23 protein-coding genes and 1 tRNA gene are annotated in these 22,509 nt (G+C 60.8%); 10 read left to right on the top strand and 14 right to left on the bottom strand.

All coding sequences use genetic code 11. From position 1 onward, the window contains the following. The first annotated feature begins 26 nt into the window (after positions 1-26). Positions 27-1,178 (top strand): OmpA family protein, encoded by a 1,152-nt coding sequence (locus tag ACP0KA_RS11415; RefSeq protein WP_424628900.1) that lies wholly within the window; start codon positions 27-29, stop codon positions 1,176-1,178. Positions 1,179-1,236: 58 nt separating this feature from the next. Here the strand turns inward: ACP0KA_RS11415 and ACP0KA_RS11410 are convergent, their stop codons facing one another. From ACP0KA_RS11410 to ACP0KA_RS11380, 7 genes are all read right to left on the bottom strand, one after another. Beyond that, a complete protein-coding gene (locus ACP0KA_RS11410; RefSeq protein WP_424628899.1) occupies positions 1,237-2,193 on the bottom strand; it encodes a homocysteine S-methyltransferase family protein in 957 nt (318 codons plus the stop codon). A 184-nt stretch (positions 2,194-2,377) separates the two neighbouring features. After that, the gene (locus ACP0KA_RS11405) at positions 2,378-2,629 is read right to left on the bottom strand and encodes a hypothetical protein (protein ID WP_424628898.1); all 252 of its coding nucleotides are present in this window, start codon (positions 2,627-2,629) and stop codon (positions 2,378-2,380) included. A 69-nt stretch (positions 2,630-2,698) separates the two neighbouring features. Further along, positions 2,699-3,928 carry an argininosuccinate synthase gene (locus ACP0KA_RS11400; protein ID WP_424628897.1) on the bottom strand — a complete coding sequence of 410 codons (1,230 nt, stop codon included), beginning with the start codon at positions 3,926-3,928 and terminating at the stop codon, positions 2,699-2,701. Positions 3,929-4,005: 77 nt separating this feature from the next. Beyond that, positions 4,006-4,860, bottom strand: coding sequence for a phosphatase PAP2 family protein (locus ACP0KA_RS11395; RefSeq protein ID WP_424628896.1), 855 nt, complete (start codon positions 4,858-4,860; stop codon positions 4,006-4,008). Positions 4,861-4,905: 45 nt separating this feature from the next. Then, positions 4,906-5,364, bottom strand: a complete 459-nt coding sequence (locus ACP0KA_RS11390; protein WP_424628895.1) for a hypothetical protein — start codon at positions 5,362-5,364, stop codon at positions 4,906-4,908. 6 nt (positions 5,365-5,370) lie between these two features. Next, the gene (rlmN, locus tag ACP0KA_RS11385; RefSeq protein WP_424628894.1) at positions 5,371-6,600 is read right to left on the bottom strand and encodes a 23S rRNA (adenine(2503)-C(2))-methyltransferase RlmN; all 1,230 of its coding nucleotides are present in this window, start codon (positions 6,598-6,600) and stop codon (positions 5,371-5,373) included. Positions 6,601-6,707: 107 nt separating this feature from the next. Next, positions 6,708-7,337: an invasion associated locus B family protein gene (locus ACP0KA_RS11380; protein WP_424628893.1), complete on the bottom strand. Its 630-nt coding sequence runs from the start codon at positions 7,335-7,337 to the stop codon at positions 6,708-6,710. A 218-nt stretch (positions 7,338-7,555) separates the two neighbouring features. Between ACP0KA_RS11380 and ACP0KA_RS11375 the strand changes: the two genes are divergently transcribed. After that, on the top strand, positions 7,556-8,530 hold the full coding sequence (locus tag ACP0KA_RS11375; protein WP_424628892.1) for an NADPH:quinone oxidoreductase family protein: 975 nt from the start codon (positions 7,556-7,558) through the stop codon (positions 8,528-8,530). Between the two features lie 99 nt (positions 8,531-8,629). On the opposite strand, the gene ACP0KA_RS11370 is transcribed toward ACP0KA_RS11375, so the two are convergent. Beyond that, positions 8,630-9,004, bottom strand: coding sequence for a YkvA family protein (locus ACP0KA_RS11370; protein ID WP_424628891.1), 375 nt, complete (start codon positions 9,002-9,004; stop codon positions 8,630-8,632). Between the two features lie 91 nt (positions 9,005-9,095). Beyond that, entirely contained in the window at positions 9,096-9,401 is a 306-nt protein-coding gene (locus ACP0KA_RS11365) for a 4a-hydroxytetrahydrobiopterin dehydratase (protein WP_424628890.1), read from the bottom strand. Positions 9,402-9,566: 165 nt separating this feature from the next. Here ACP0KA_RS11365 and ACP0KA_RS11360 point away from each other — a divergent pair, with 165 nt between their 5' ends. The 4 genes from ACP0KA_RS11360 (at position 9,567) to ACP0KA_RS11345 (ending at position 16,195) form a co-directional block, all read left to right on the top strand. Then, positions 9,567-10,973, top strand: coding sequence for a TAXI family TRAP transporter solute-binding subunit (locus tag ACP0KA_RS11360; protein ID WP_424628889.1), 1,407 nt, complete (start codon positions 9,567-9,569; stop codon positions 10,971-10,973). Positions 10,974-11,174: 201 nt separating this feature from the next. After that, positions 11,175-12,734, top strand: coding sequence for an alkaline phosphatase D family protein (locus ACP0KA_RS11355; protein WP_424628888.1), 1,560 nt, complete (start codon positions 11,175-11,177; stop codon positions 12,732-12,734). A gap of 214 nt (positions 12,735-12,948) precedes the next feature. Further along, complete coding sequence (gene typA / locus ACP0KA_RS11350; protein WP_424628887.1) at positions 12,949-14,775, top strand: translational GTPase TypA; 1,827 nt, start codon at positions 12,949-12,951, stop codon at positions 14,773-14,775. Between the two features lie 175 nt (positions 14,776-14,950). Continuing rightward, positions 14,951-16,195 (top strand): flavin monoamine oxidase family protein, encoded by a 1,245-nt coding sequence (locus ACP0KA_RS11345; protein WP_424628886.1) that lies wholly within the window; start codon positions 14,951-14,953, stop codon positions 16,193-16,195. Positions 16,196-16,204: 9 nt separating this feature from the next. Here the strand turns inward: ACP0KA_RS11345 and ACP0KA_RS11340 are convergent, their stop codons facing one another. Then, positions 16,205-17,134, bottom strand: a complete 930-nt coding sequence (locus ACP0KA_RS11340; protein WP_424628885.1) for an alpha/beta hydrolase family protein — start codon at positions 17,132-17,134, stop codon at positions 16,205-16,207. Positions 17,135-17,304: 170 nt separating this feature from the next. On the opposite strand from ACP0KA_RS11340, the gene ACP0KA_RS11335 reads away from it, so the two are divergent. Both ACP0KA_RS11335 and ppa read left to right on the top strand, forming a co-directional pair. Then, entirely contained in the window at positions 17,305-17,814 is a 510-nt protein-coding gene (locus tag ACP0KA_RS11335; protein ID WP_424628884.1) for an N-acetyltransferase family protein, read from the top strand. A 95-nt stretch (positions 17,815-17,909) separates the two neighbouring features. Then, positions 17,910-18,443, top strand: coding sequence for an inorganic diphosphatase (ppa, locus tag ACP0KA_RS11330; protein ID WP_424628883.1), 534 nt, complete (start codon positions 17,910-17,912; stop codon positions 18,441-18,443). 47 nt (positions 18,444-18,490) lie between these two features. On the opposite strand, the gene folD is transcribed toward ppa, so the two are convergent. Genes folD through ACP0KA_RS11315 form a run of 3 tightly spaced genes read right to left on the bottom strand, consistent with a single transcriptional unit; the run spans position 18,491 to position 20,008 of the window. After that, positions 18,491-19,375, bottom strand: a complete 885-nt coding sequence (gene folD, locus ACP0KA_RS11325; RefSeq protein ID WP_424628882.1) for a bifunctional methylenetetrahydrofolate dehydrogenase/methenyltetrahydrofolate cyclohydrolase FolD — start codon at positions 19,373-19,375, stop codon at positions 18,491-18,493. Next, positions 19,375-19,698: a DUF167 domain-containing protein gene (locus ACP0KA_RS11320; protein WP_424628881.1), complete on the bottom strand. Its 324-nt coding sequence runs from the start codon at positions 19,696-19,698 to the stop codon at positions 19,375-19,377. The genes folD and ACP0KA_RS11320 overlap by 1 nt, the downstream gene beginning before the upstream one ends. Before the next feature lie 19 nt (positions 19,699-19,717). Further along, a complete protein-coding gene (locus tag ACP0KA_RS11315) occupies positions 19,718-20,008 on the bottom strand; it encodes a YggT family protein (protein ID WP_424628880.1) in 291 nt (96 codons plus the stop codon). Positions 20,009-20,175: 167 nt separating this feature from the next. On the opposite strand from ACP0KA_RS11315, the gene ACP0KA_RS11310 reads away from it, so the two are divergent. Continuing rightward, positions 20,176-20,251: transfer RNA gene (locus tag ACP0KA_RS11310), tRNA-Ala, on the top strand. A 132-nt stretch (positions 20,252-20,383) separates the two neighbouring features. Continuing rightward, on the top strand, positions 20,384-21,607 hold the full coding sequence (locus ACP0KA_RS11305) for an alpha/beta fold hydrolase (protein ID WP_424628879.1): 1,224 nt from the start codon (positions 20,384-20,386) through the stop codon (positions 21,605-21,607). A gap of 3 nt (positions 21,608-21,610) precedes the next feature. Here ACP0KA_RS11305 and ACP0KA_RS11300 read toward each other — a convergent pair whose 3' ends face one another. After that, positions 21,611-22,441: a glutamine amidotransferase gene (locus ACP0KA_RS11300; RefSeq protein WP_424628878.1), complete on the bottom strand. Its 831-nt coding sequence runs from the start codon at positions 22,439-22,441 to the stop codon at positions 21,611-21,613. Positions 22,442-22,509: the final 68 nt, after the last annotated feature.

Below are 22,509 nucleotides of genomic sequence, written 5' to 3'. Positions count from 1 at the left end.
CAGCGCAGCCTGGAGCCCGTCCGCAAGTGGCTCCGCCGGCAGCCGCACCCGCATCCGGTGCAACGCCAGCGGCACCGGGCGCAGCGCCTGCACCAGGTCAACCGCCTGCACACGGACAGCCTGGAGAACATCGCACGCAGCGCTTCGCGCCGCCGCCCGGCATGCCGGCAGGAACTCCCGCCGCTCCCGCCGCGGCGCCGGTGGCCGCGCCGTTGCCGCCAGCGCCTGCGGTCCAGACTGCGCCCATTCCCGTGCAGCAGGGTCAGCGTCATGGCGGACGGCTGGATGACTTCCGCAGCCAGCGTCAGCAATCGACCGTTGGCGGTCGCACGGTCATCACCGAACCCGGCCGCGTCATCGTTCAGGATCCGAACGGACAATCCTTCGTCCGGCACAACGACGTCGACCGCTTCCGTTACGGCGCGCGCGACGTCCGCGTTTCCCGTCAAGGCAACGACACACAGACCATTGTGGTACGTCCCGACGGCTCGCAGATTATCACGGTCAACGATCGCGATGGCGGATTGCTTCGCCGCGTCCGTCGCGGTCGGGATGGACGCGATGTGGTGATCATCGACAACAGGCCGCGCGGTCCGCGTGGTGTCGGCGGCTTCTTCGTGGCGCTGCCGCCACCGGTGCTTCGCATCCCGCAAGATCGCTACATCGTCGAAGCCGAAGGGGCACCACCTCAACTGATCTACGATACGCTGATGGCTCCGCCGGTGGACCGCATCGAGCGCGCATATTCACTCGACGAGATCCGCTACAGCCCGTCGGTCCGCCAACGCATGCCGAGCATCGATATCGACACCATCAACTTCGAAACCGGATCGTGGGATATTCCACCGGATCAGGCGGCGAAGCTGCAAGCGATCGCGGACGGTCTCAACCGCGCCATCCAGCGCAATCCGCAAGAGGTGTTCCTGATCGAAGGACATACGGATGCAGTGGGCAACGATGTCGATAATCTGTCGCTGTCAGATCGCCGCGCCGAATCCGCAGCAACGCTGCTGACGCAGCAATTCGGCGTACCAGCGGAAAATCTCACATCGCAAGGCTACGGCGAACAATACCTCAAGGAACAGATCGACGGTCCGAGCCGGGTCAACCGGCGCGTCACCATCCGCAACATCACGCCTCTGCTGAATGGCGGCCAGGCAGCGGCTGCGCCACGCTGATCAGCGTCTTCATGAAAACAAATGGCCGGGAGCGATCCCGGCCATTTTTTCATTGGGTCTAGGCGCTGGATACGCGCGGCGGCAGACAGGCTTCGCAAATCGCCGCGACATGGCGGTGATCCGTGCCGCAACAGCCTCCGAGAATCCGCAGTGACGGAAACAATCGCCGTAGATCACGATAACGACGCGCGAGATCACCCGGATTGCCGGCATCGAGCGTCTCGGATTCATCAAGCTCCGCGTGACTCTTCGTCGACGCGTTCGCTTTGACACCATGTATCCGCGTCGACCATGACTCGCCCGCCTTCAGGGCGCTTTCGAAATGCGCCGGATGCGCGCAGTTGATCATATAGTAGACAGGATAGCCGCCGGTCTCGGCATCCGTCCGTTCAACCGCCTCTTGCAGCGATGCCCCTGTGGCAAGACAGCCATCTATCTCCACCGTAAACGAGATCGCACATGGAATGCCGGTCACTTTGGCAGCGCGCGCGATGCCGATCGCTTCGTCGATATTGTTCATCGTGTAGGCCGTGACCATGTCGGCGCCGGCCGCCACAAACGCCGCGATCTGCGGCTGGTGATAGGCTTCCGCCTCTCGCGCATCCATTCGGCCGGCTTTGTAGCCATCCCCACGCGGACCGATGGCGCCGCTGATGACACAGGGCGTCGCTTCCGTTTCCCATCTGTTACGGAGACTTTCCAGCATCGCCACGGCTGCGGTGTTGATTGCCTTCAGTCTCTGCGCATCGTAGCCGAGCTTGCTGCCCCAGTCGGCATTGGCGCGCCATGTTGCTGTGTCCAACACGAACCCCACGTGGTTGGCGCGCGCGACGGCAAGATAGCTTTCGTAGTAGTCGATCAGATGCTTCCTGCCGTCAGCCGTGTCGAGCAACACGAATGAGGCGAAGTGGGGCAGGTCGACCCCATGATGGAAAATCAGCGTGGTCTCCATGCCGCCATCACTGAGGAACGTCGAATCTTCCAGATGCGGCAGCCTGTGGCGGTATTTGGCCATCGAAGCTCTCCGAATGGATGCAGCTCGTATGTCAGGCTGACAACGCTTTCGGCTCGCCCGGAGAGATGCCGCATGTTGTCGCGGGCCGACTGGAAAGCTCGTGGTGCGGCCGAAAGAACCTTCTCAGAATACTATGGAATCAATCACATATCGCAGCGTGCGGGGCGAGGATGGCCGTCTTTGATCAGATCCGCTTGATCTCAGCTGGCGCAATCAAATTCACCTTCCCGCCGATGGACCCCTTCATGCGCAGCCAAAAGCCACGCTGCAAATAACCCTCGATCTGGTCTTCCCTGACCGAAAGTTGATTCTTGGCGTGATGCTTCACATCGCCCAAGGCAGGGTCAGCCACACGGTAAAGTCCATTGGGATATAGATGAGGCGAGAAGACTTCTCCGTCCGGCCCTATGTGCTCCCATCCCATGTGAAATCCCATTCGTACTCAAATTTGCTCTCCTGGCACTTGTTGCCAAGAGAGCCATTCCGCCGATCCCTATCCGGGATCTTACAAACCCAGCTTCTTCTTGCGCTGGCCCAGGGTGCGCAGGCGCAGCGCATTGAGCTTGATGAAGCCGGCGGCATCGCGGTGATCGTAAGCCACGGCGCCTTCTTCGAAGGTGACGAGGTCCTGATCGTAGAGCGAATACTTGCTGTCGCGGCCGATCAGAATGACGTTGCCCTTGTAGAGCTTGAGCCGGACCTGACCAGTGACAAGCTGCTGGCTGTGGTCGATCGCGGCCTGCAGCATCTCGCGCTCGGGCGAGAACCAGAAGCCGTTGTAGACCAGCTCGGCATATTTCGGCATCAGCTCATCCTTGAGATGGGCCGCGCCGCGATCGAGCGTGATCTGCTCGATGCCGCGATGCGCCTGCAGCAGGATGGTGCCGCCCGGCGTCTCGTACATGCCGCGCGACTTCATGCCGACGAAACGATTTTCAACGAGGTCGAGACGGCCGATGCCGTTGGCCTTGCCGAGTTCGTTGAGTTTCGCGAGCAGGGTGGCGGGAGACATCTTCTTGCCATCGATGGCAACAGCATCACCCTTTTCAAAATCGATGGAGATGACCGTCGGTTTGTCTGGCGCAGACTGCGGATCGATGGTGCGCGAGTAGACGTAATCCGGCACTTCCTGCGCGGGATCTTCCAGCACCTTGCCTTCGGACGATGCGTGCAGGAGATTCGCATCCACGGAGAATGGCGCTTCGCCACGCTTGTCCTTCGCGATCGGAATCTGGTTCTGCTCGGCAAAAGCAATCAGCTGCTCGCGGGAGCGCAGATCCCACTCGCGCCATGGCGCGATGATGGTGATGTCCGGCTTCAGCGCATAGTAACCGAGCTCAAAGCGAACCTGGTCGTTGCCCTTGCCGGTAGCGCCGTGGGAGACCGCATCGGCTCCGGTTTTCTCCGCAATCTCGATCTGCTTCTTGGCGATCAGCGGACGGGCGATCGAGGTGCCGAGCAGATACTGTCCCTCATACACCGCGTTGGCGCGGAACATCGGGAAGACGTAATCGCGGACGAATTCCTCGCGGAGGTCCTCGATGAAGATGTTTTCCGGCTTGATGCCGAGCAGCAGCGCCTTCTGGCGCGCCGGCTCGAGTTCCTCGCCCTGGCCGAGATCGGCGGTGAAGGTGACCACTTCGCAGCCGTAGGTGGTTTGCAGCCATTTCAGAATGATCGAGGTGTCCAACCCGCCCGAATAGGCAAGCACGACCTTCTTCACATTTTTACTCATGAAAATCCTATGGAATTTGCGGCAAACGGCCGATCGAATTTGGCCGGACTATAGGCGGAACGCCCTCTGACGCAAGATCAGAGAGCCGCGCGGGCGCTGTCCGAAGCAGCCTGCCCATGGCTTGGAGCATCGGTGTCGGGACCGTCCGTGCCGGGGCGGATGCGGGGCGCGTCGCCAATGTCCCGTCCCAGTCGCTTCTGCCGCCAGCGGTAGCCGGGCCACGCCAGGCGGGTCAGCCAGACGTCGACGCCGTAATCGGTCAACCGTGTCGACGGCCAGCGATAGATCAAGGCATAAGCGAGCCAGACCACGAGAAAGGAGACAATGCCGGAGAACAGCACGTCGGTGGCAAAATGGCCGCCAAAGGCCATCCGCAATCCCCCCGTGGCAAGGCCGAATGCGGTGGCCGCCACATAAGCCGCAGGCCGCCATGCAGGCGGAGTCAATGCGGCGGGTGCATACGTCCAGAATGCGGTGGCGCCTTCACCGGAGAAGAAAGAGCAGTTCTTCGGGCATTTCCCGCGCGGATCCCACCACGGCACGAAATCCAATTTGCCGTCGAACTGCGTGACAACGACGGGACGCGGGCGCCCCCAATAGCCTTTGAAGACGATATTCGACAACACGATCGCCGAGAGCAGCATCGTCACGAGCAGAAACACCATCGCACGACCCGACATCATCAACGGCTTGACCGGCCGCAGCAGCTTCACGACGAAGGTGATCAGCGCGGGCATCACCAGCGCCCACGCCACCCACATCGCGCCATCGCGCGCAATGGACGCCCATGTGCTTGCTTTGAGAGGGAAGGTTTTTGTCGCCGCATCAAAGAACAGGGCCGCGATCTTGAGGTCCAGCTCGGGATAGAGTCCGAACAGCAATCCGACCACAAGCGACAGTCCCAGCGCGATGAAAAGTCCAGTCCGGTTCATGGGTGCTGTCTAGTGTCCCGATTTCGAAGTACGCATTTGTACAGGTTAAGATGGCCGCTGCGCTGGAACGGATGCCGTTCGCCACGCCCCGGCGTTGCGCCCCGCGATCATCCAATACACGACGCCGCCGAGAATGCCGGAGCCCACCATCACTTCGAGATGACGGCGAATGATCCCCTCAAATGTCATGGTGACGGTGTCGAACGGAATGAAGGCGAGATAACAGAGCAAACCCGCGACGCCGCCAGCGACCGCATAAGCGAGAATATGCCGGATCGAAAACGCCTCGGTGACCAGTACCGCGATCAACGCCGGCAACAGCGCAAAGCCGCTGAGTAGAACGAAGCCGAACCCGAGAATGAGATTCACGGCACCACTGTCTATCTCAAGACTCTGCATGTCCATCTCAGGAAACAGCAGCGCGTAGACGATGACGGCACCGGCCACAAAACACGCCGCGAGAAACCCGAAGAAGATCGCGAACAGTCGACCGATCAAGGCCATCGAGGATCAATCCGTCATCGCCATGGCGCGCAGCGCCTGACGTTCTCGCGCCGAGAGCTTTTCCGTTTCCGACTTCAGCTGCCCGCATGCCGCAAGGATGTCGCGCCCGCGCGGCGTGCGCACCGGCGACGAATACCCTGCATTAAAGACGTATTCCGAGAATTTCTCGATCTGCTCCCAGTCCGAGCACTCATACTTGCTGCCCGGCCACGGATTGAACGGGATCAAATTGATCTTGGCGGGAATGCCCTTGAGCAATTTCACCAGCAGCCTGGCATCATCGAGGGAATCGTTGACGCCCTTCAGCATTACGTACTCAAACGTGATGCGGCGCGCATTCGACGAGCCGGGGTAGGCGCGGCAGGCATCGAGCAATTCAGCGATAGGGTATTTGCGATTGAGCGGCACCAGTTCGTTGCGCAGCTCATCGCGGACCGCATGCAGGGAGATCGCCAGCATCACGCCGGTTTCCTCGCCCATGCGCGCGATGTTCGGCACCACGCCGGATGTCGACAACGTGATCCGGCGCCGCGAGATGCCGATGCCTTCATTGTCCGACATGATCAGCAGCGCGTCGCGCACCGCATCGAAATTGTAGAGCGGTTCGCCCATGCCCATCATCACCACATTGGTGACGAGTCGGTTGCCGTTCGGCGTCTCGCGATCGATCCAGTCATTCAGACGGTCACGTGCGACCATCACCTGTCCGACGATCTCGCCTGCGGTGAGGTTGCGCACCAGACGCTGCGTACCGGTGTGACAGAAAGAACAGTTCAGCGTGCAGCCGACCTGCGATGACACGCACAGCGTGCCGCGATCGGTTTCGGGAATGTAGACGCACTCGACCTCGTGCGGACGCTCGGAGGCGTGACCACTCGGCAGCCGCAGCAGCCACTTCCGCGTCCCATCATTGGAAATCTGCTCGGCGACCACCTCGGGGCGAGCCACCGTGAAATGCTTTTCGAGTTCTGCGCGCATGTCCTTCGAGACATTGGTCATCTCGTCGAACGTTTCCGCGCCCCGCACATACATCCAGTGCCAGAGCTGCTGCGCACGCATCTTGCGCTGCTTTTCGGAGACGCCAACGCTGCCAAGCTTGTCGGCCAGCTCGGCGCGCGACATGCCGACCAGCGACGGCCGCTCCGGCGGCACGTAGGTTTCAAGCGCGATCTTTTCCAAGGGAACCCCGTGCGCCAATGCAGGCGCGGGTTCAGCCCCGGTTGAAGGAGTGGTCATGACGTTAATCCGGTGAGCGCTCTAAATACTGATGCCGCCCTATAACATCAACTGCCGCGCTAAAGCCTTAAATCTTCTGCGCTTTTACTCCCGGAGCCGGGACGCCTTTACCGCCGGCACTCCGCCGCCAGCTTGTCCAGCGCCTGCGAGAGGCCCTTCAAGGGGAAGACATCCGTGGTTTCGGTGCCCTTGGACGAGACACCTTTGACGGTAGCATCCGCGCCCTTGCGAAGCGCCTCGACCATGCGGTCTTCCTCAGCCGCGTTCTTGATCCAGAGACCATCGCCCTGGCTGTACATGGCATAGCGCGCGCTGCCGATCTCGAGCGTTCCTTCCGACCCCGGCTTCAGCTGGTAGCCGATCATGATCGAAACCTCGTTCGAAACCTTCTCGGCCGGGCGCGTCGATATGAAGGCATAGGCTGCATCGCGCGGCCGATTCGGCGGATTGGTTTTCGAGGATGCAGGCTTGGCCAGCGCGAAACAAACCTTCTTGCCATTTGGCGTTGCAGTGTAGGCACCCCAGGTGCCGAACTGTCCAATCAGCGACGGCTCCGCGCCGCCGACGGCTGCAGGTTTCGCGGGCGCAGCGCTAGGCTTTGCCGCCGGGGCTTTCGATTTTGCATGCGTTGCTTTCGACGCCGTCTGCGACTGCGCAAGACCGGAAAAGCCGCACACGAACGCGCCAGTCATCAGCACAGCCAGCACCTGCCGCATCGGTATTCGCAGACATCGCATTGCCAGTCCCCGCTCCATGATCGGTATCGAACGTGCCTGTTGTGGGTGAAGATTCCATTTATGCATTAAACGGAAAAGCCCTTTTTGGAAAGGCGGTTGCGAGAATGTAAGGTTACGCGCAATGTGTGGGACAAGCGAATTGAATTGTGGACTGGCCTCAAATCCGCCATGAACAATTCCACGCGCGACTCCATTCGGCCTCTATTCCAGGTGTGTTCATGAAAGCCATTCTCTGTTCGCAATTCTGCGGTCCTGACGATCTCGTGTTGAGTGACATTCCCGAACCGGTTGCAGGTCCCGGTGAAGTCGTGATCGCGATCAAATCAGCGGCGCTGAATTTTTTCGACCTGTTGATGATCCAGGGCAAGTATCAGGTGAAACCACCGTTTCCGTTTTCACCGGCGGCAGAAATCGCAGGCGTTGTCGAGAGCGTGGGTTCCGGTGTCACCGATGTGAAGCCGGGCGATCGCGTCGCAGCCTCATGCGGACACAATGGAGCACGTCAGAAGATCGCGTTGCCTGCTTCGTCCGTCGTAAAGATTCCCGACAATCTCGATTTCGACCGCGCCGCCGGCATTATCGTGATCTACGGAACAGCGCTGCATGCGCTGCAGGACCGTGCCGATCCGAAGCCGGGTGAAACGCTCGCCGTGTTCGGCGCCGCCGGCGGCACTGGTCTTGCCGCGTGCGAACTCGGCAAACTGCTCGGTCTCAAGGTGATCGCCTGTGCATCCTCCGACGAAAAGCTTGAATTCGCCAAGCAGCACGGCGCCGAGCTGACCATCAATTACGCCAAGGAAGACCTGAAGGACGCGCTCAAGCGCATCGGCGGCGAAAAGGGAATCGACATTGTGTTCGATCCGGTCGGCGGCGCCTATGCCGAAGCCGGTGTTCGTTCGCTGGCATGGAAAGGCCGCTTTCTGGTGATCGGTTTCGCCGCAGGCGAGATTCCAAAAATCCCGCTCAACCTGGCCTTGCTCAAAGGCTGCGATATTCGTGGCGTGTTCTGGGGCGCTTATATGCGCCGCGATCCCAAGGATGGCCGCGCCAATCTCGAGAAGCTGATGCGGTGGGCAGCCGAAGGAAAGATTTCGTCGCACGTCGACCGCACCTTCCCGCTGGAGCAAACCGCCGACGCCCTCAAGGTCCTTGCCGGACGTCAGGCCATGGGCAAGGTAATCCTTCACCCCTGAGCTTCAGCACAAAGAAAACGCGCGGGACGACCCGCGCGTTTTTGTCTGCGTCGTTTTGAATGATAACAGGCGCCCTAAAATGCGGCGCCTGATTGACTCTCAGTCTTTCTTATCCAGCACACGTTTCAACGCCGCGCGCGCCGCGTCCCGGTGATCGGATGTGATGTGGCTCGCCACCATACGGATCGCGGTTGCAAGGACCGCGGCATCATCCGTGAACCCAAGCACCGGCAGGACATCGGGAACGAAATCAAACGGCAGCACGAAATAGGCAATCGCGCCAAGCAGCGACACCTGAACGTGCCGCGGCGTTTCACGGTCGAACGCGCAATAATAAGCCGCGAGCAACTCCTCGGCGAATGGCAGGCTGGCGACGACGCGCTTGAACTTGGTCCAGAAGCGCTTCCGCAGACGCTCAGGATCCTTTGCCAGTTCGTCGGCCGGTCCAAAGTGCATGGTGTCGTCGGATGCCATCATATGGTTCCCAGGTTCCTGTCGGCAGCGGGCCGATACGCTTTGATATGTGGAAATTCTGCCCGGGCGCCACAAGATGAAGCGTGGATAGTTAGCCGGCGATTTTGTTCATCGCCTCGGCCAGCGCAATATCCCGCTGGGTGACGCCACCCGCGTCATGGGTGCTCAGAACCACCTCGACGGTCTTGTAGACATTACGCCATTCCGGGTGATGGTCGTTCTTCTCGGCGACCAGCGCGACGCGGGTCATGAAGCCGAACGCTTCGTTGAAATTCTTGAAGGTGAAGGTGCGCGAGATGGCGTCACGACCAGACACCTCCGACCATCCGCTCAGGCTTGCCAGCGCCGCCTTCCGAGCCTCAGAAGCCAGTTTTTCCACCATGTTAACCTCCTTCACCTGAACTTTACCGCTTGCACCGTCGTTCCCGTCCTAGAACGCAGTCAGGGCTTGGATGTGCCGGTTGATAACAAGCCCGCGAAGACCGCTAACCATGAACACCATGGAATCGCCGGATATGCTATCCATTTGCTAGAGTTCCGACCCCGACAGGCGCGACGAACAATGGGCATCAGTGATATGTTTTCCAGACCTGCGCTGGACCCGGCGAAGACGCCCGGCACCCTGACGCCGCGGTCGCGCAAATCGAAAGCCTTGCTGATCGTCATTGCGGCGGTGCTCGCCACCGTGGCCGCCGTGGGCGGGGCGACTTATTACATGACGCGCGCGGTTCATCTCCGGATCGCGGTCGGTCCCCCGAACAGCGACGATGTGAAGGTCATTCAGTCCATCACGCAAATGTTCTCACGTGATCGCAGTTATGTCAGGCTGCGGCCGATCGTCACCGAAGGCGCCACCGCGAGTGCTGCGAGTTTGACCGCAGGCACGACAGACCTCGCCGTCGTGCGTGGAGACCTCGACCTGCCGAAGAATGCGCAGGCTGTCGCCAGCATCCGCAAGAACTTCGCCGTGCTGTGGGTCCCCGGAGCTCACCGCAAGGGTAGCATCACCAAGATCGAGCAGCTTGCGGGCAAACGTATTGGCGTGATCGGCCGCACACCGGCCAACGTCAATTTGCTGAAAGTGATCCTGACGCAATCCGGCGTTAATTTTGACAAAGTGCAGACCGTTCAGTTCAGCACCACCGGCTTTGCCGAAGCTGTCAAAAACGAAAAGATCGACGCATTCCTTGCAGTCGGTCCGCTCAACAGCAAAATCACCTCGGATGCCATTGCAGTCACGGCGAAGGACAAGAAGGTCACCTTCCTGTCGATCGACACCGCCGACGCCATCGCGCAAAAGTACCCCGCCTACGATTCCGGGGAAATTCCCGCAGGAACATTCGGCGCGAATCCTGCACGCCCGGACGACAAGATCGACACCATCACGTTCGCGCATCACATCGTCGCGCGCAGCTCATTGTCAGAGGCAACGGTCGGCGCGCTCACCCGTCAATTGTTCGCAATCCGCCAAAGCATCCAGAACGAATTCCCGCTCTCGGCGAAACTTGAAACGCCGGACACCGACAAGGACGCTGCCATTCCCGCGCATCCCGGCGCCGCCGCCTATGTTGACGGTGAAGAGAAAACCTTTCTCGACAAATACAGCGATTACATCTGGGGCAGCCTGATGGCGCTGTCCGCGCTCGGCTCTGCCGGCGCGTGGTTTGCGAGCTATCTGCGCAAGGACGAGCGCGTAACCAATTCTTCGCTGCGCGAGCGCTTGCTGCAGATGCTCTCAGCCGCACGCAAGTCGACCTCCATGGAGGAACTCGACGCGATGCAGGCGGAAGCCGACGAGATCATGACCAATACCCTGCACTGCTTCGAGGATGGGGCCATCGAGGAAGGCTCATTGACAGCCTTCAGCATTGCACTTGAGCAGTTCCACAACGCGGTGGCCGACCGGAAGGCGTTTCTGCTGCAGATGCCGGAGACCCCGACCCGTACCCCACGCCCTCACGTGGCTTAAACCTTTCTCCACGCCAATCCCGGCGCCGAACGCTCTATCGCTTGCCGATACGTTGCATGCGTTTTCCTCCGAGCGCGTTTCGCCAAGGCGTCACATAACCTTCCTTATTCTGTCAGGCATGCGCTGCATGGTGCCGCCCGCTGAGCCATGGACGGGCTTGCCGTGGGCGGGCCGGCTTGGATACCTGCTTTGGAGGCTTTCGTGACCCTTCGCATTTCTCGCCGACGCTTTCTGACAACCGCCGCCGCGGGCGGTATCACCGCAGCAAGCGGCATCGCGATGCCTCATCTCAGCCGCGCGGCAGACCGCCCGATGGTGTCCCATGGCGTGCAATCGGGTGACGTCAACGTCGACAGCGGCGTGGTGTGGGCGCGTGCCGATCGCCCCGCGCAGCTGATGGTCGAGGTCGCGACGACCGAATCGTTCAAGGACGCCCGCGCGCTACCGCCGATCAACGCGATGCCGGAAAACGATTTCACCGCCAAAATGCTGATCGAGGATCTGCCCTCCGATCAAACGATCTTTTACCGCGCCCGCTTCCGCGATCTGTCTCACATCAACATCGTCGGTGAGCCCGTGGTCGGCCGCTTCCGCACCGCACCGGCAAGCCGTCGCGACGTGTCTTTCGTCTGGGGCGGCGACGTCGCCGGGCAAGGCTGGGGCATCAACCCCGACGACGGCGGCATGTTCACCTTCGCGGCGATGCGCAAGCACAATCCCGACTTCCTGATTCACTCCGGCGATACGATTTATGCGGACGGCATCATTCCGTCAGAAGTCAAACTCCCCAACGGCAAGACCTGGAAGAACATTACGATTCCGGAGAAGGCGAAAGTCGCCGAAACGCTCGACGAATACCGCGCCGCGCACAAATATAACTTCCTCGACGACAACGTCCGCGCCTTCAACGCTGAAGTGCCGATCTTCGTGCAGTGGGACGATCACGAGATCTGCAACAACTGGTCGCTGTCGAAGCAACTGCCGGCCGATTACAAAGAGCGTGACATCACGCTGCTTGCGGCGCGCGGGGCGAAAGCGTTCCACGAAATGTATCCGATGCGGGAAAGCATCGTCGAACCCGGCCGCGTCTACCGGACCATCAATTACGGCCCGCACGTCGACGTGTTCATGCTCGACGAGCGCAGCTATCGCGGCCCGAACGGCGAGAATCAGCAGACCAGCTACGGACCCGATGCTTACTTCATCGGGCCGGACCAGCTCGCCTGGCTCAAGCGCGAACTTTTGAAGTCGAAAGCGACCTGGAAGGTGATCGCCTCCGACATGCCGCTCAGCATCATCGTTTATGATGATGCCACCGCCAAAAAGGGCTCCGAGGCCTTTGCCCAGGGCGATGGCCCGGTCCGCGGCCGCGAGTTCGAAATCGCCGATCTGCTGCGGTTCATCAAGACCGCCGGCATCCGCAACACGGTGTGGCTGACCGCCGACGTCCATTACACCGCCGCCCACTACTACAACCCCGACAAGGCCCAGTTCCAGGACTTCGAACCGTTCTGGGAGTTCGTCTCCGGCCCGTTCCACGCCGGAAGTTTCGGCCCAGGGGGCATGGACAACACGTTCGGCCCCGAGGTGCGTTTCGTGAAGGGCCCGGGGCCTGGTCATCAGAACCTGCCGCCATCGGAGGGCATGCAGTTCTTCGGCCACGTCAAAATCGAGGGCGCGACCGGACAGATGACCGTGACCCTCCGGGATAGGGCCGATACGGCCCTTTGGGCGATCACCCTCGACCCCAAAATGGGCTAACCAAACCCCCGAATATGCATTGTTTTCCGGCGATTTCTGACTATATTGCGCCGCAACGCGTCCGAGTACCCGGCCCCTTTTGGGCCGGGTTTGCTTTTGCAGGGATTGCCCAACGCGTTTTCACCAGGTTGCCCCGTGCCATTCGACGATGGATTGGGCCTGCGTTGAACCCGAGATCAAGGGCACCCAGACCGTTAAACCAGAAGAAGATCCCATGAATCTGCGCAACATCGCCATCATCGCTCACGTCGACCACGGCAAGACCACCCTCGTCGACAAACTCCTCCAGCAGTCCGGCACCTATCGCGAGAACCAGCGAGTGACCGAGCGCGCGATGGATTCCAACGATCTGGAAAAAGAGCGCGGCATCACCATTCTCGCCAAGTGCACCTCGGTGCAATGGGAAGACACACAGATCAACATCGTCGACACCCCCGGCCACGCCGACTTCGGCGGTGAGGTGGAGCGCATCCTGTCGATGGTCGACGGCGTCATCGTGCTCGTCGACGCTGCAGAAGGTCCGATGCCGCAGACCAAGTTCGTGGTCGGCAAGGCACTCAAGCTCGGCCTCAAGCCGATCGTCGCAATCAACAAGGTGGACCGTCCCGACGCGCGCATCACCGAAGTGGTCAACGAGGTATTCGACCTGTTCGCCGCGCTCGACGCCACTGACGAGCAGCTCGACTTCCCGATTCTCTACGGCTCGGGCAAGAACGGCTGGATGGCCGACAGCCCGGATGCCTCCCATGACGTCGGCATGAAGCCGCTGTTCGATCTCGTCATCAAGCATGTCGCGCCACCGGTGGTGGAAGAAGGTCCGTTCCGTCTGCTCGGCACCATTCTCGAAGCCAACCCCTATCTCGGCCGCATCATCACCGGCCGCATCGCATCCGGTTCGGTGAAGCCCAACCAGGCGGTCAAGGTCTTGTCGCGCGACGGCAAGGTTGTCGAAACCGGCCGCATCACCAAGATCCTCGCGTTCCGTGGTCTTGAGCGGCAGCCGGTGGATCTCGCCGAAGCCGGCGACATCGTCGCCATTGCAGGCCTCACCAAGGGCACAGTCGCCGACACGTTCTGCGACCCATCGGTCGAGACGCCGATCCAGGCGCAGCCGATCGATCCGCCGACCGTGTCGATGTCGTTCATCGTCAACAACTCGCCGCTCGCCGGCACCGAAGGCGACAAGGTGACCAGCCGCCTCATTCGTGACCGCCTGCTGCGCGAGGCCGAAGGCAACGTCGCGCTGCGCGTGGTGGAAGCCGCCGACAAGGATTCGATGGAAGTCTCCGGCCGCGGCGAATTGCAGCTTGCGATCCTGATCGAAAACATGCGCCGCGAAGGTTTTGAGCTCTCCGTCTCGCGTCCGCGCGTCGTCTTCACCAAGGATGAGAACGGCAAGATTCTGGAGCCGGTCGAGGAAGTCGTCGTCGACGTGGACGAAGAGTTCTCTGGCGTGGTCGTGCAGAAGATGAGCGAGCGCAAGGCTGAAATGATCGAAATGCGCCCCTCTGGCGGCAATCGTCTGCGTCTGGTGTTCTACGCACCGACCCGCGGCCTGATCGGCTATCAGGGCGAACTGATGACCGACACGCGCGGCACCGCGATCATGAACCGGCTGTTTCACGACTACCTGCCGTACAAGGGCGAGATCCAGGGCCGCCGCAACGGCGTCTTGATCTCGAACGATCAGGGCGAAGCGGTCGCCTACGCGATGTTCAAGCTGGAAGACCGCGGCCCGATGATGATCGAGCCGGGCTGGCGGGTCTATCGCGGCATGATCGTGGGTGAACACACCCGCGACAACGACCTCGAGATCAACGTGCTCAAGGGCAAGCAGCTGACCAACATCCGCACCACGTCGAAGGACGAAGCCGTTCGTCTGACGCCGCCGATCAAGATGACGCTGGAAAAGGCGCTCGCCTACATCGAGGACGATGAGCTTGTCGAAATCACGCCGAAGTCGATCCGGCTGCGCAAGCGCCACCTTGATCCCAACGAGCGCAAGCGCGCCGAGAAGACCAAGGAAGCTCTCGCGAGCTAACGCGTTCAACAATCTGTCATCTGAGACCAAAATGGCCGGGCTTGTCCCGGCCATTTTTATTGAGCCGCTGGTAAAGACCAATAGAGTTCGATCACAACGGAGGGGATGACGAGTGGTGTTCAGTTCGCCATAATGTCAGTCGCCTTTAACGTTGAATGACTGTACGACCGCCGCCATGTCCCTTCCCTCTCACGTCGACGTCGCGATTATCGGAGCCGGCGCGGCAGGCCTTGCGGCTGCACGTACGCTGGAGAATTCGGCGCTTTCAATACTGATCCTCGAGGCGCGCGACCGGATCGGCGGCCGCAGTCATACAACTATTCTGGAAAACAACATCATCTTCGATGTCGGCTGCGAATGGCTGCATTCCGCAAACAAGAACTCCTTCGTGCCGATCGCAAACGAACTTGGCTTCGTGATCGACAAGACGCGCCCACGCTGGCGCGAGCAGAGCCTCAATCTCGGCTTTCCACCTGAGCAGCGCGATGATTTCCTGAAGGCGATGGATGAATTCGACGCCCGTGTCGAGGCCGCGTCCGATCTGCCGGAGGATACGGTCGCGAGCAAATGGCTCGAGCCGGGCAATCGCTGGAACGCACAGATCGATGCCATCAGCACGTACATCAACGGCTGCGAGCTCGACCAGGTTTCGACCTACGATTTCGATGCCTATGAAGATACCGGCGAGAACTGGCGGCTGAGCAAAGGTTACGGCGCGCTAATCGCGGCCTATGGCGCGCCTTGCAAGGTCGCGCTCAATACCCAGGTCACACTGATCGATCATTCGGGCCCGCGCATCCGCATCGAGACTTCGCGCGGCACGCTCACTGCAGGCAAGATCATCGTCACAGCACCGACCGATCTCATTGCGAATGAATCGATTCGGTTTCAGCCCGCCCTCCCTGAAAAGGTCGCCGCGGCGGCGGGGCTGCCGCTCGGCCTTGCCGACAAGGTGATGCTGGCGCTGGACGATCCGGAAGCGCTGCCGCGTGACGGGCATCTCTATGGCGCGCTCGACCGCGCCGGCACCGGCAGCTATCACCTGCGGCCGCTGGGTCAGCCCTGCATTGCGGGCTTCTTTGGCGGCTCCTTTGCGCGCCAGCTTGAAGACGCGGGCGAAGGCGCTCTTGCGGCGCAGGCCATCGATGAGCTTGTCGCGCTGATCGGGGCCGATTTTCGCAAGAAAGTCAGGCCGATCGGGGAATCGCGCTGGGCGCATGATCCGTTTGCGCGCGGCTCGTACTCCCATGCGCTGCCGGGACATGCCGATGATCGCGCCACATTGGCCGCACCGATCACTGGCCGCCTGTTTTTCGCAGGTGAGGCAACATCGCCGAATTTCTTCACCACCGCCCATGGCGCGCAGGAAAGCGGCGTCCGCGCCGCTAAGGAAGTGCTGGCGAGCTCATCGGCGGTGTGACGACCATCGTTATCGTCGCTTTGCGATGCTTCGTTCCTGTCCCGTAGATGACTGAAGGTTCAGTCCCGATGCATTCGCGATCAGTGACGACAACAAACCTCCCTCTTTGCTTTCCGCCAGCCAGTGCCCCTCATTGCCGAAAGGCGGCAGCACGCGAAAGTCCACCTTGCCGCCCGCACTGTGAAACGCATCGGCCATGCGTTCAGAAAACGCCGGCGGGAAATAGGAATCATTCTCCGCCACCAACCACGTCACCGGGACTCGCGCACGCTCACCCAGGCGACCAGCAGCTTCGAGAAGTTTGTCCGACGCGCAGATGGTGTCGGCGCGATTATTGGCGAGACCGCCTCGCCCGGGGGCAAAGACGATGATGGCAGAGATGCTCTTCGGGTCCCGCTCCGCCAGAAACAATGCGCCCCACCCGCCGGCGGAATGGCCGACGACCACCGTGGCATCCTTTCGCACGAACGGTTGCTCGCGCATGTAACGCAACGCCGCCAGGATCGAGTCCCCTGTGGTTTGCCCGGACAGCGTGTACTCCGCGTTGTCGCAGCCGTTCTGGTCCTCGAGATAGGGGCCGCCGGTCTTTCCGTGACCCGGCCGCTGCGGAACCAGCACTGCAAAGCCGCGCGCCACGAGAGTGGCTGCCAAGGCGGAATATTCCGGCTGGGGCATTTGCGCGCGCTGCAGCCGGTTCTGCGTGGACGCATGGGCTATGATGGCAAGCCGAAACGGGCCCTGTCCGGCGGGGCGAAACAACACCGCTCGCGAAGGTGTGATCAGATCCTGACTCGGCACCAACCATTCCTGCCGCCGATTCGGAAACGTCTCCTTGCTCTGCGGGCCGAATTTCACCTCAGCCAGCGACGCTGATGGATCGAGCAGAAAACTGATCGATACAAACAGGGCGATAAATCGAGGGATTTTGATTTTAATCATTCCAGCGTGGATGATTATCCACCGATGCGCACCGCGCCAACGGGATTTGCAGGCCATTCTGTCCCTTTTCGAAACAGGCGCCGCACGACGTGATGCAAAAAGCTCACATATTAACTGATAATTAATGATGGACCTTGAAGCCCGGCCCGTGACTTGCTTTGATTGCGTCCATGAGCACGATCCTTATCGAGGTCCGACCGGCCAAAGCGTCAGACGCGTCAGCAATTGCTGCCACGCATGACGAGGCATGGCGTTCTGCCTATCAGGGAATTATCCCCGGCGCCGAACTCGAAAAACTGATTAATCGCCGCGGCCCGCAGTGGTGGGACAGCGCGATCCGCAAGGGCAGCCGCGTCAGCGTGTTGTCGTTCGGCGACAAGATCGCAGGCTATGCCAATTACGGGCGTAACCGGGCCCGCAGCCTGCACTTCGAGGGCGAGATCTACGAACTTTACCTCCGCCCCGAGTTCCAGGGCCTCGGCTTCGGCCGCCGCCTGTTCACTGCCGCAAAGCGCGATTTGGTCCAAAGCGGGCTGAAAAGCATGGTGATCTGGGCGCTGTCGGACAACGAACCGGCTGTTGAATTCTACCGCACCTTAGGTGGTCGGATGGTCGCCCGGTCATCCGAACGATTTGGCGGCAAATCGCTCGACAAGGTCGCTTTCGCCTGGACGGCCTGATACTGCATTCCCACTAAACGAACTGGTTCCCGCCATGATGCTGATGCACTTGGCGGGTTCCGGTTATTTGCCTGTCACACACACTAAGGTTTGTCATGCGTATCGACGCAATCTCTATCGGAAAGAACCCACCCGACGACGTCAACGTTGTCATCGAAGTTCCGGTCGGCGGCGAGCCGATCAAATATGAACTCGACAAGGAAGCCGGCACGTTGGTGGTGGACCGCTTCCTCTATACCGCGATGCGCTATCCGGGGAATTATGGGTTCATTCCGCACACGCTGTCGGACGATGGCGACCCTTGCGACGTGCTGGTGGCCAACACCCGCGCCATCGTGCCGGGCGCGGTAATGAGCGTGCGTCCGGTCGGCGTGCTGTTCATGGAAGACGAGGCCGGCGGCGACGAGAAGATTATCGCGGTGCCGTCGTCCAAGCTCACCCAGCGCTACGACAAGGTCACGAATTACAACGATCTGCCGGACATCACGCTGCAGCAGATCCAGCACTTCTTTGAGCACTACAAGGATCTTGAGCCCAAGAAGTGGGTGAAGGTGCTGCGCTGGGGCGACGCCGCTGAAGCGCGCAAGCTGATCCTTGAAGGAATCGAACGCGCCAAGAAGGCGAAGTAAGACGCACTTAAACGAAGCGGAGTGTTCACCACTCCGCTTCGTTGCTATCAAACGCTGGGCGCAGGCAAGCCCTTGATGGCACAAGCCGCGCGCAGTGTATTCACCAGCAGGCACGCCACCGTCATTTGGCCGACGCCGCCCGGAACAGGGGTGATTGCCCCCGCAACATCCAGCGCTTCCTGATAGGCGACGTCGCCGACCAGACGATTTTTTCCGTCGGCACCCGGCAAGCGGTTGATGCCGACATCGATCACGGTCGCACCCGGCTTGAGCCAGCTGCCCTTGACCATCTCAGGCCGGCCAACCGCCGCATAAACCAGATCCGCACGCCGGCAGATGTCCGCAAGATCGCGCGTGCGCGAATGCGCAATCGTCACTGTGGCATTTTCATTGAGCAGCAACTGCACCAGCGGGCGTCCCACCAGGTTCGAGCGCCCGAGGATGATGGCATTCATGCCCTCTAATGACGCATGCACAGTCTTGGTCAAAATGATGCAACCCAGCGGCGTGCACGGCGTCAGCGCCGGAAGACCATTGGCGAGCCGGCCCGCATTGAGCGGGTTCAAACCATCAACGTCCTTGGCTGGATCGATTGCATTGATGACGGCCTGGGAATCAAGCCCCGCCGGCAACGGCAATTGCACCAGAATGCCATGCACCGCGGGATCGGAATTGAGCTTCGCCACCAGTGCCATGAGATCGGCCTGCGACGTGTCAGCCGGCAGCTTGTGCTCGAACGACGTCATGCCGGCGGCCTCGGTCTGCTTCGCCTTATTGCGAACGTAGACTTCACTGGCAGGATCGTGACCGACAAGCACCACCGCAAGTCCCGGCGTCAGGCCATGGTCGCGTTTGACGCGGGTAACTTCTTCGGCAACGCGCGCACGCAGATCGGCGGCAACCAGTTTTCCATCGATGATCCGGGCTGACATCAGAGCTCTTTTTTCTCCGTCAAATTTTGCAGGGCATCGCCCAGTTTCCTGGGCTCGCCATCGATCGCGATCTGCTTGAGCCGCGACGTCGTGCCTGACATCACGCGCACGCTGCTCTTCGGCACGCGCAACGCCTTGGCAAGCAATTCGATCACGGCTCGATTGGCCTCGCCGCCTTCGGCGATGGCGCGGACGCGCACCTTGAGCACGCTGCGGCCGTTGGCCAGTGTTTCAATTCCGTCGACCGCATCCTGGCCGCCGCGAGGCGTTACCCGTATCGCGACGCTGACGCCCTCAACGGAAAATCGCCACGGCAGCGCCAAGGATGGTCCGTCCGAACAATCAGATCACGTTGGGGTAGATGTAATATTCGATCACACGCTGGATGAACATGATGATCAGGATGACGATGATCGGCGAGATATCGAGGCCGCCGAAGTTCGGCATCATGTTGCGGATCGGCCGCAGCACCGGCTCGGTGATCTTGTAGAGGAATTCCGCGACCGAGGCGACGAACTGGTTGCGTGTGTTCACGACATTGAACGCGATCAGCCAGGACAAAATGGCCGAGGCGATCAGCAACCAGACATACAGGTTGAGAACGATCAGAATGATGTCGAGAATGGCGCGCATGGCGGGTCTGGCTCGCGTGAGGAACTGCTGCCTCAATACCGGTTCGCTGCCCCGCAAACAAGGGAGGTCCCGGGGGGAACGCCCTAAACCGGGGGTTCGCCGTTCTTGACTTGGCGTTGGCATGGACTGTAAATGACCGCACTTATCGGTCGGTAGTGCCGAGATAAGGGGCCATAGCTCAGCTGGGAGAGCGCGTCGTTCGCAATGACGAGGTCGGCGGTTCGATCCCGCCTGGCTCCACCAAATGCCCTCCGCAAATCCCCGCCGCCGAAAGCGGTTTTTCCTTCTGACATGCCGATGCATTAGAGTACGCGACAGCCACGATGGGCTGCCGCCGTGCGGTCCTCTGTGTCACCGCAAATCAAGGAGCTGTCCGTGCCGACCGAACGATTTCAATTTCCAGGCTCGAATGGCCAGATGCTGGCCGCGTCCCTCGATCTGCCGGCGGGCGCGCCGGTCGCCTACGCACTGCTGGCGCACTGTTTTACCTGCGGCAAGGACGTCCTCGCGGCAAGACGCATTGCCGAAGGGCTGGCGCAGCACGGTATCGCCACATTGCGGTTTGACTTCACCGGCATCGGTGCCAGCGAGGGCGAGTTTGCCAACAGTACCTTTTCGTCCAACATCGCGGACCTGGTGCTGGCAGCGGATCACCTGCGCAAGGCCCACCAGGCACCGTCGATCCTGATCGGCCACAGCCTCGGCGGTGCGGCGATCCTGGCGGCGGCAGCGCAAATTCCCGAGGCGAAGTGCGTCGCCACGATCGCAGCGCCTTCAGACCCCGCTCACGTCACGCATCTTTTCAAAGACCACATTCCTGCGATTCGCGAGCAAGGCGAAGTCGAGGTCTCGCTCGCCGGCCACCCATTCCGGATCAAACGCGAATTTCTCGATGACGTCGCCGAACACCGCCTGCTGGACACCGTCGGAAAACTTCACAAGGCGCTGCTGATCTTTCATGCCCCGACCGACGATTACGTCAGCATCGAGAATGCCACCAAGATCTTCATCGCGGCCAAGCATCCCAAAAGTTTCGTTTCGCTGGCTGGCGCCGATCACCTGCTGACGAAGAAACAAGACGCTCTTTACGTGGCCGACATGGTGGCCGCATGGGCCGCGCGTTATCTCGACGCGCCGGCCGCAACTGAGGCGCCATCTGCGGACGCCATTCCCGATGGGGTGGTGGTTCGCGAAACAGGCGCGGGCGAGCTGCAGCAGGAGATCCTGGTCGGCAAACACCGTGTGATTGCCGACGAGCCGGTGAGCGCAGGCGGTCTCGATAGCGGGCCCGGTCCTTATGATTTCCTGCTTGCGGGTCTCGGCGCCTGCACATCCATGACCATGCGGCTCTATGCGGAGCGGAAATCAATCCCGCTGGAGCGCACCACGGTGACGCTGAAGCACAACCGGATCTATGCCAAGGACTGCGAAACCTGCGAGACGAAGGAAGGCATGATCAGCCGCATCGACCGAACCATTACAATGGAAGGCAATCTCGATGCGGAGCAGCGCAAGAAGCTGCTCGAAATCGCCGACAAATGCCCGGTGCATCGCACGCTGACATCGGAGATCGATATCGTCACGCGCGCCGCCGAGTAGCGCTTACTCCGCCGCGAGCGATGTGATCGGGATCATCTCCGCATCGCTCGCACACGCTCCAGCACGCGGCGGGCGATGCAGCCAATTGTCGAGGAATGCCCAGAGCCAGGCCCGTTCGGCATGGTCGTGAACCATGCGGCCGGCGAAGTGCGCCGCGCGCAGTTGCGCACCCGGCATCAGTGTTCGTTCATGTCCGCGCGTGGTCCACCGGTGCATCATGGCCTGGGTCACATCGGGATGAAACTGGATGCCGAAGCAACGCCCCGTGCGAAATGCCTGGATTGGGAAGTCGTCGCCTTCCGCCAGCAGGTCGCAGCCGGCTGGAAGGTCGAATCCTTCACGGTGCCAGTGATAAACGTGGGACGGCCATTTCTTGCAGGCTTGCGAGCCGACGTCCGTGGGACGGATCGGATAGTAACCGACTTCGGCACGGCCTTCAGGATGAGGTGCAACCCGCGCCCCGAGTTGCTTCGCCAGCATCTGCGCGCCGAGGCAAATCCCCAAAAACGGCTTATTCTCTTTCAGCGGAACAGCCAGCCAATCGATCTCCCGGCGGATGAAATCATCGCCGTCGTTGGCACTCATGGGTCCGCCGAACATGACCGCGCCGGCATAACCCTCGAGAGACTCTGGTAGCGCGTCACCCAAGACCGGGCGGCGAATATCGAGCGGATGGCCAAAGGCGCGCAGAGCGTTCCCAACCCGGCCCGGGGTCGACAGTGGCCCATGCAAAACGATCAGAACCGGATCAAGGGGCGAGGCAAAGCCTCCCACCTGCCTTTGACGAGGCTGCTTGAAGGCGGCGAACGGTCGATCCTTGTCAGGTAGCAACATGCTTTTTCTTCTTCGGGCGGTCCCGGCGCAATAAAGCTAACGTATCGAATACCAAATTTGGAAATATT

Source organism: Bradyrhizobium sp. SYSU BS000235, assembly GCF_049747295.1.
Classification (GTDB): Bacteria; Pseudomonadota; Alphaproteobacteria; order Rhizobiales; family Xanthobacteraceae; genus Afipia.
This window is presented reverse-complemented; position numbering and strand designations above follow the sequence as displayed.

Coding starts and splice junctions, on each gene's coding strand:
- ACP0KA_RS11370 (WP_424628891.1), bottom strand. CDS start 9,004: ATGGCATCCGACGACACCATGCACTTTGGACCGGCCGACGAACTGGCA.
- ACP0KA_RS11360 (WP_424628889.1), top strand. CDS start 9,567: ATGGGCATCAGTGATATGTTTTCCAGACCTGCGCTGGACCCGGCGAAG.
- ACP0KA_RS11410 (WP_424628899.1), bottom strand. CDS start 2,193: ATGGCCAAATACCGCCACAGGCTGCCGCATCTGGAAGATTCGACGTTC.
- ACP0KA_RS11300 (WP_424628878.1), bottom strand. CDS start 22,441: ATGTTGCTACCTGACAAGGATCGACCGTTCGCCGCCTTCAAGCAGCCT.
- ACP0KA_RS11335 (WP_424628884.1), top strand. CDS start 17,305: ATGAGCACGATCCTTATCGAGGTCCGACCGGCCAAAGCGTCAGACGCG.
- ACP0KA_RS11400 (WP_424628897.1), bottom strand. CDS start 3,928: ATGAGTAAAAATGTGAAGAAGGTCGTGCTTGCCTATTCGGGCGGGTTG.
- folD (WP_424628882.1), bottom strand. CDS start 19,375: ATGTCAGCCCGGATCATCGATGGAAAACTGGTTGCCGCCGATCTGCGT.
- rlmN (WP_424628894.1), bottom strand. CDS start 6,600: ATGACCACTCCTTCAACCGGGGCTGAACCCGCGCCTGCATTGGCGCAC.
- ACP0KA_RS11395 (WP_424628896.1), bottom strand. CDS start 4,860: ATGAACCGGACTGGACTTTTCATCGCGCTGGGACTGTCGCTTGTGGTC.
- ACP0KA_RS11345 (WP_424628886.1), top strand. CDS start 14,951: ATGTCCCTTCCCTCTCACGTCGACGTCGCGATTATCGGAGCCGGCGCG.
- ACP0KA_RS11380 (WP_424628893.1), bottom strand. CDS start 7,337: ATGCGATGTCTGCGAATACCGATGCGGCAGGTGCTGGCTGTGCTGATG.
- typA (WP_424628887.1), top strand. CDS start 12,949: ATGAATCTGCGCAACATCGCCATCATCGCTCACGTCGACCACGGCAAG.
- ACP0KA_RS11405 (WP_424628898.1), bottom strand. CDS start 2,629: ATGGGATTTCACATGGGATGGGAGCACATAGGGCCGGACGGAGAAGTC.
- ppa (WP_424628883.1), top strand. CDS start 17,910: ATGCGTATCGACGCAATCTCTATCGGAAAGAACCCACCCGACGACGTC.
- ACP0KA_RS11375 (WP_424628892.1), top strand. CDS start 7,556: ATGAAAGCCATTCTCTGTTCGCAATTCTGCGGTCCTGACGATCTCGTG.
- ACP0KA_RS11390 (WP_424628895.1), bottom strand. CDS start 5,364: ATGGCCTTGATCGGTCGACTGTTCGCGATCTTCTTCGGGTTTCTCGCG.
- ACP0KA_RS11340 (WP_424628885.1), bottom strand. CDS start 17,134: ATGATTAAAATCAAAATCCCTCGATTTATCGCCCTGTTTGTATCGATC.
- ACP0KA_RS11315 (WP_424628880.1), bottom strand. CDS start 20,008: ATGCGCGCCATTCTCGACATCATTCTGATCGTTCTCAACCTGTATGTC.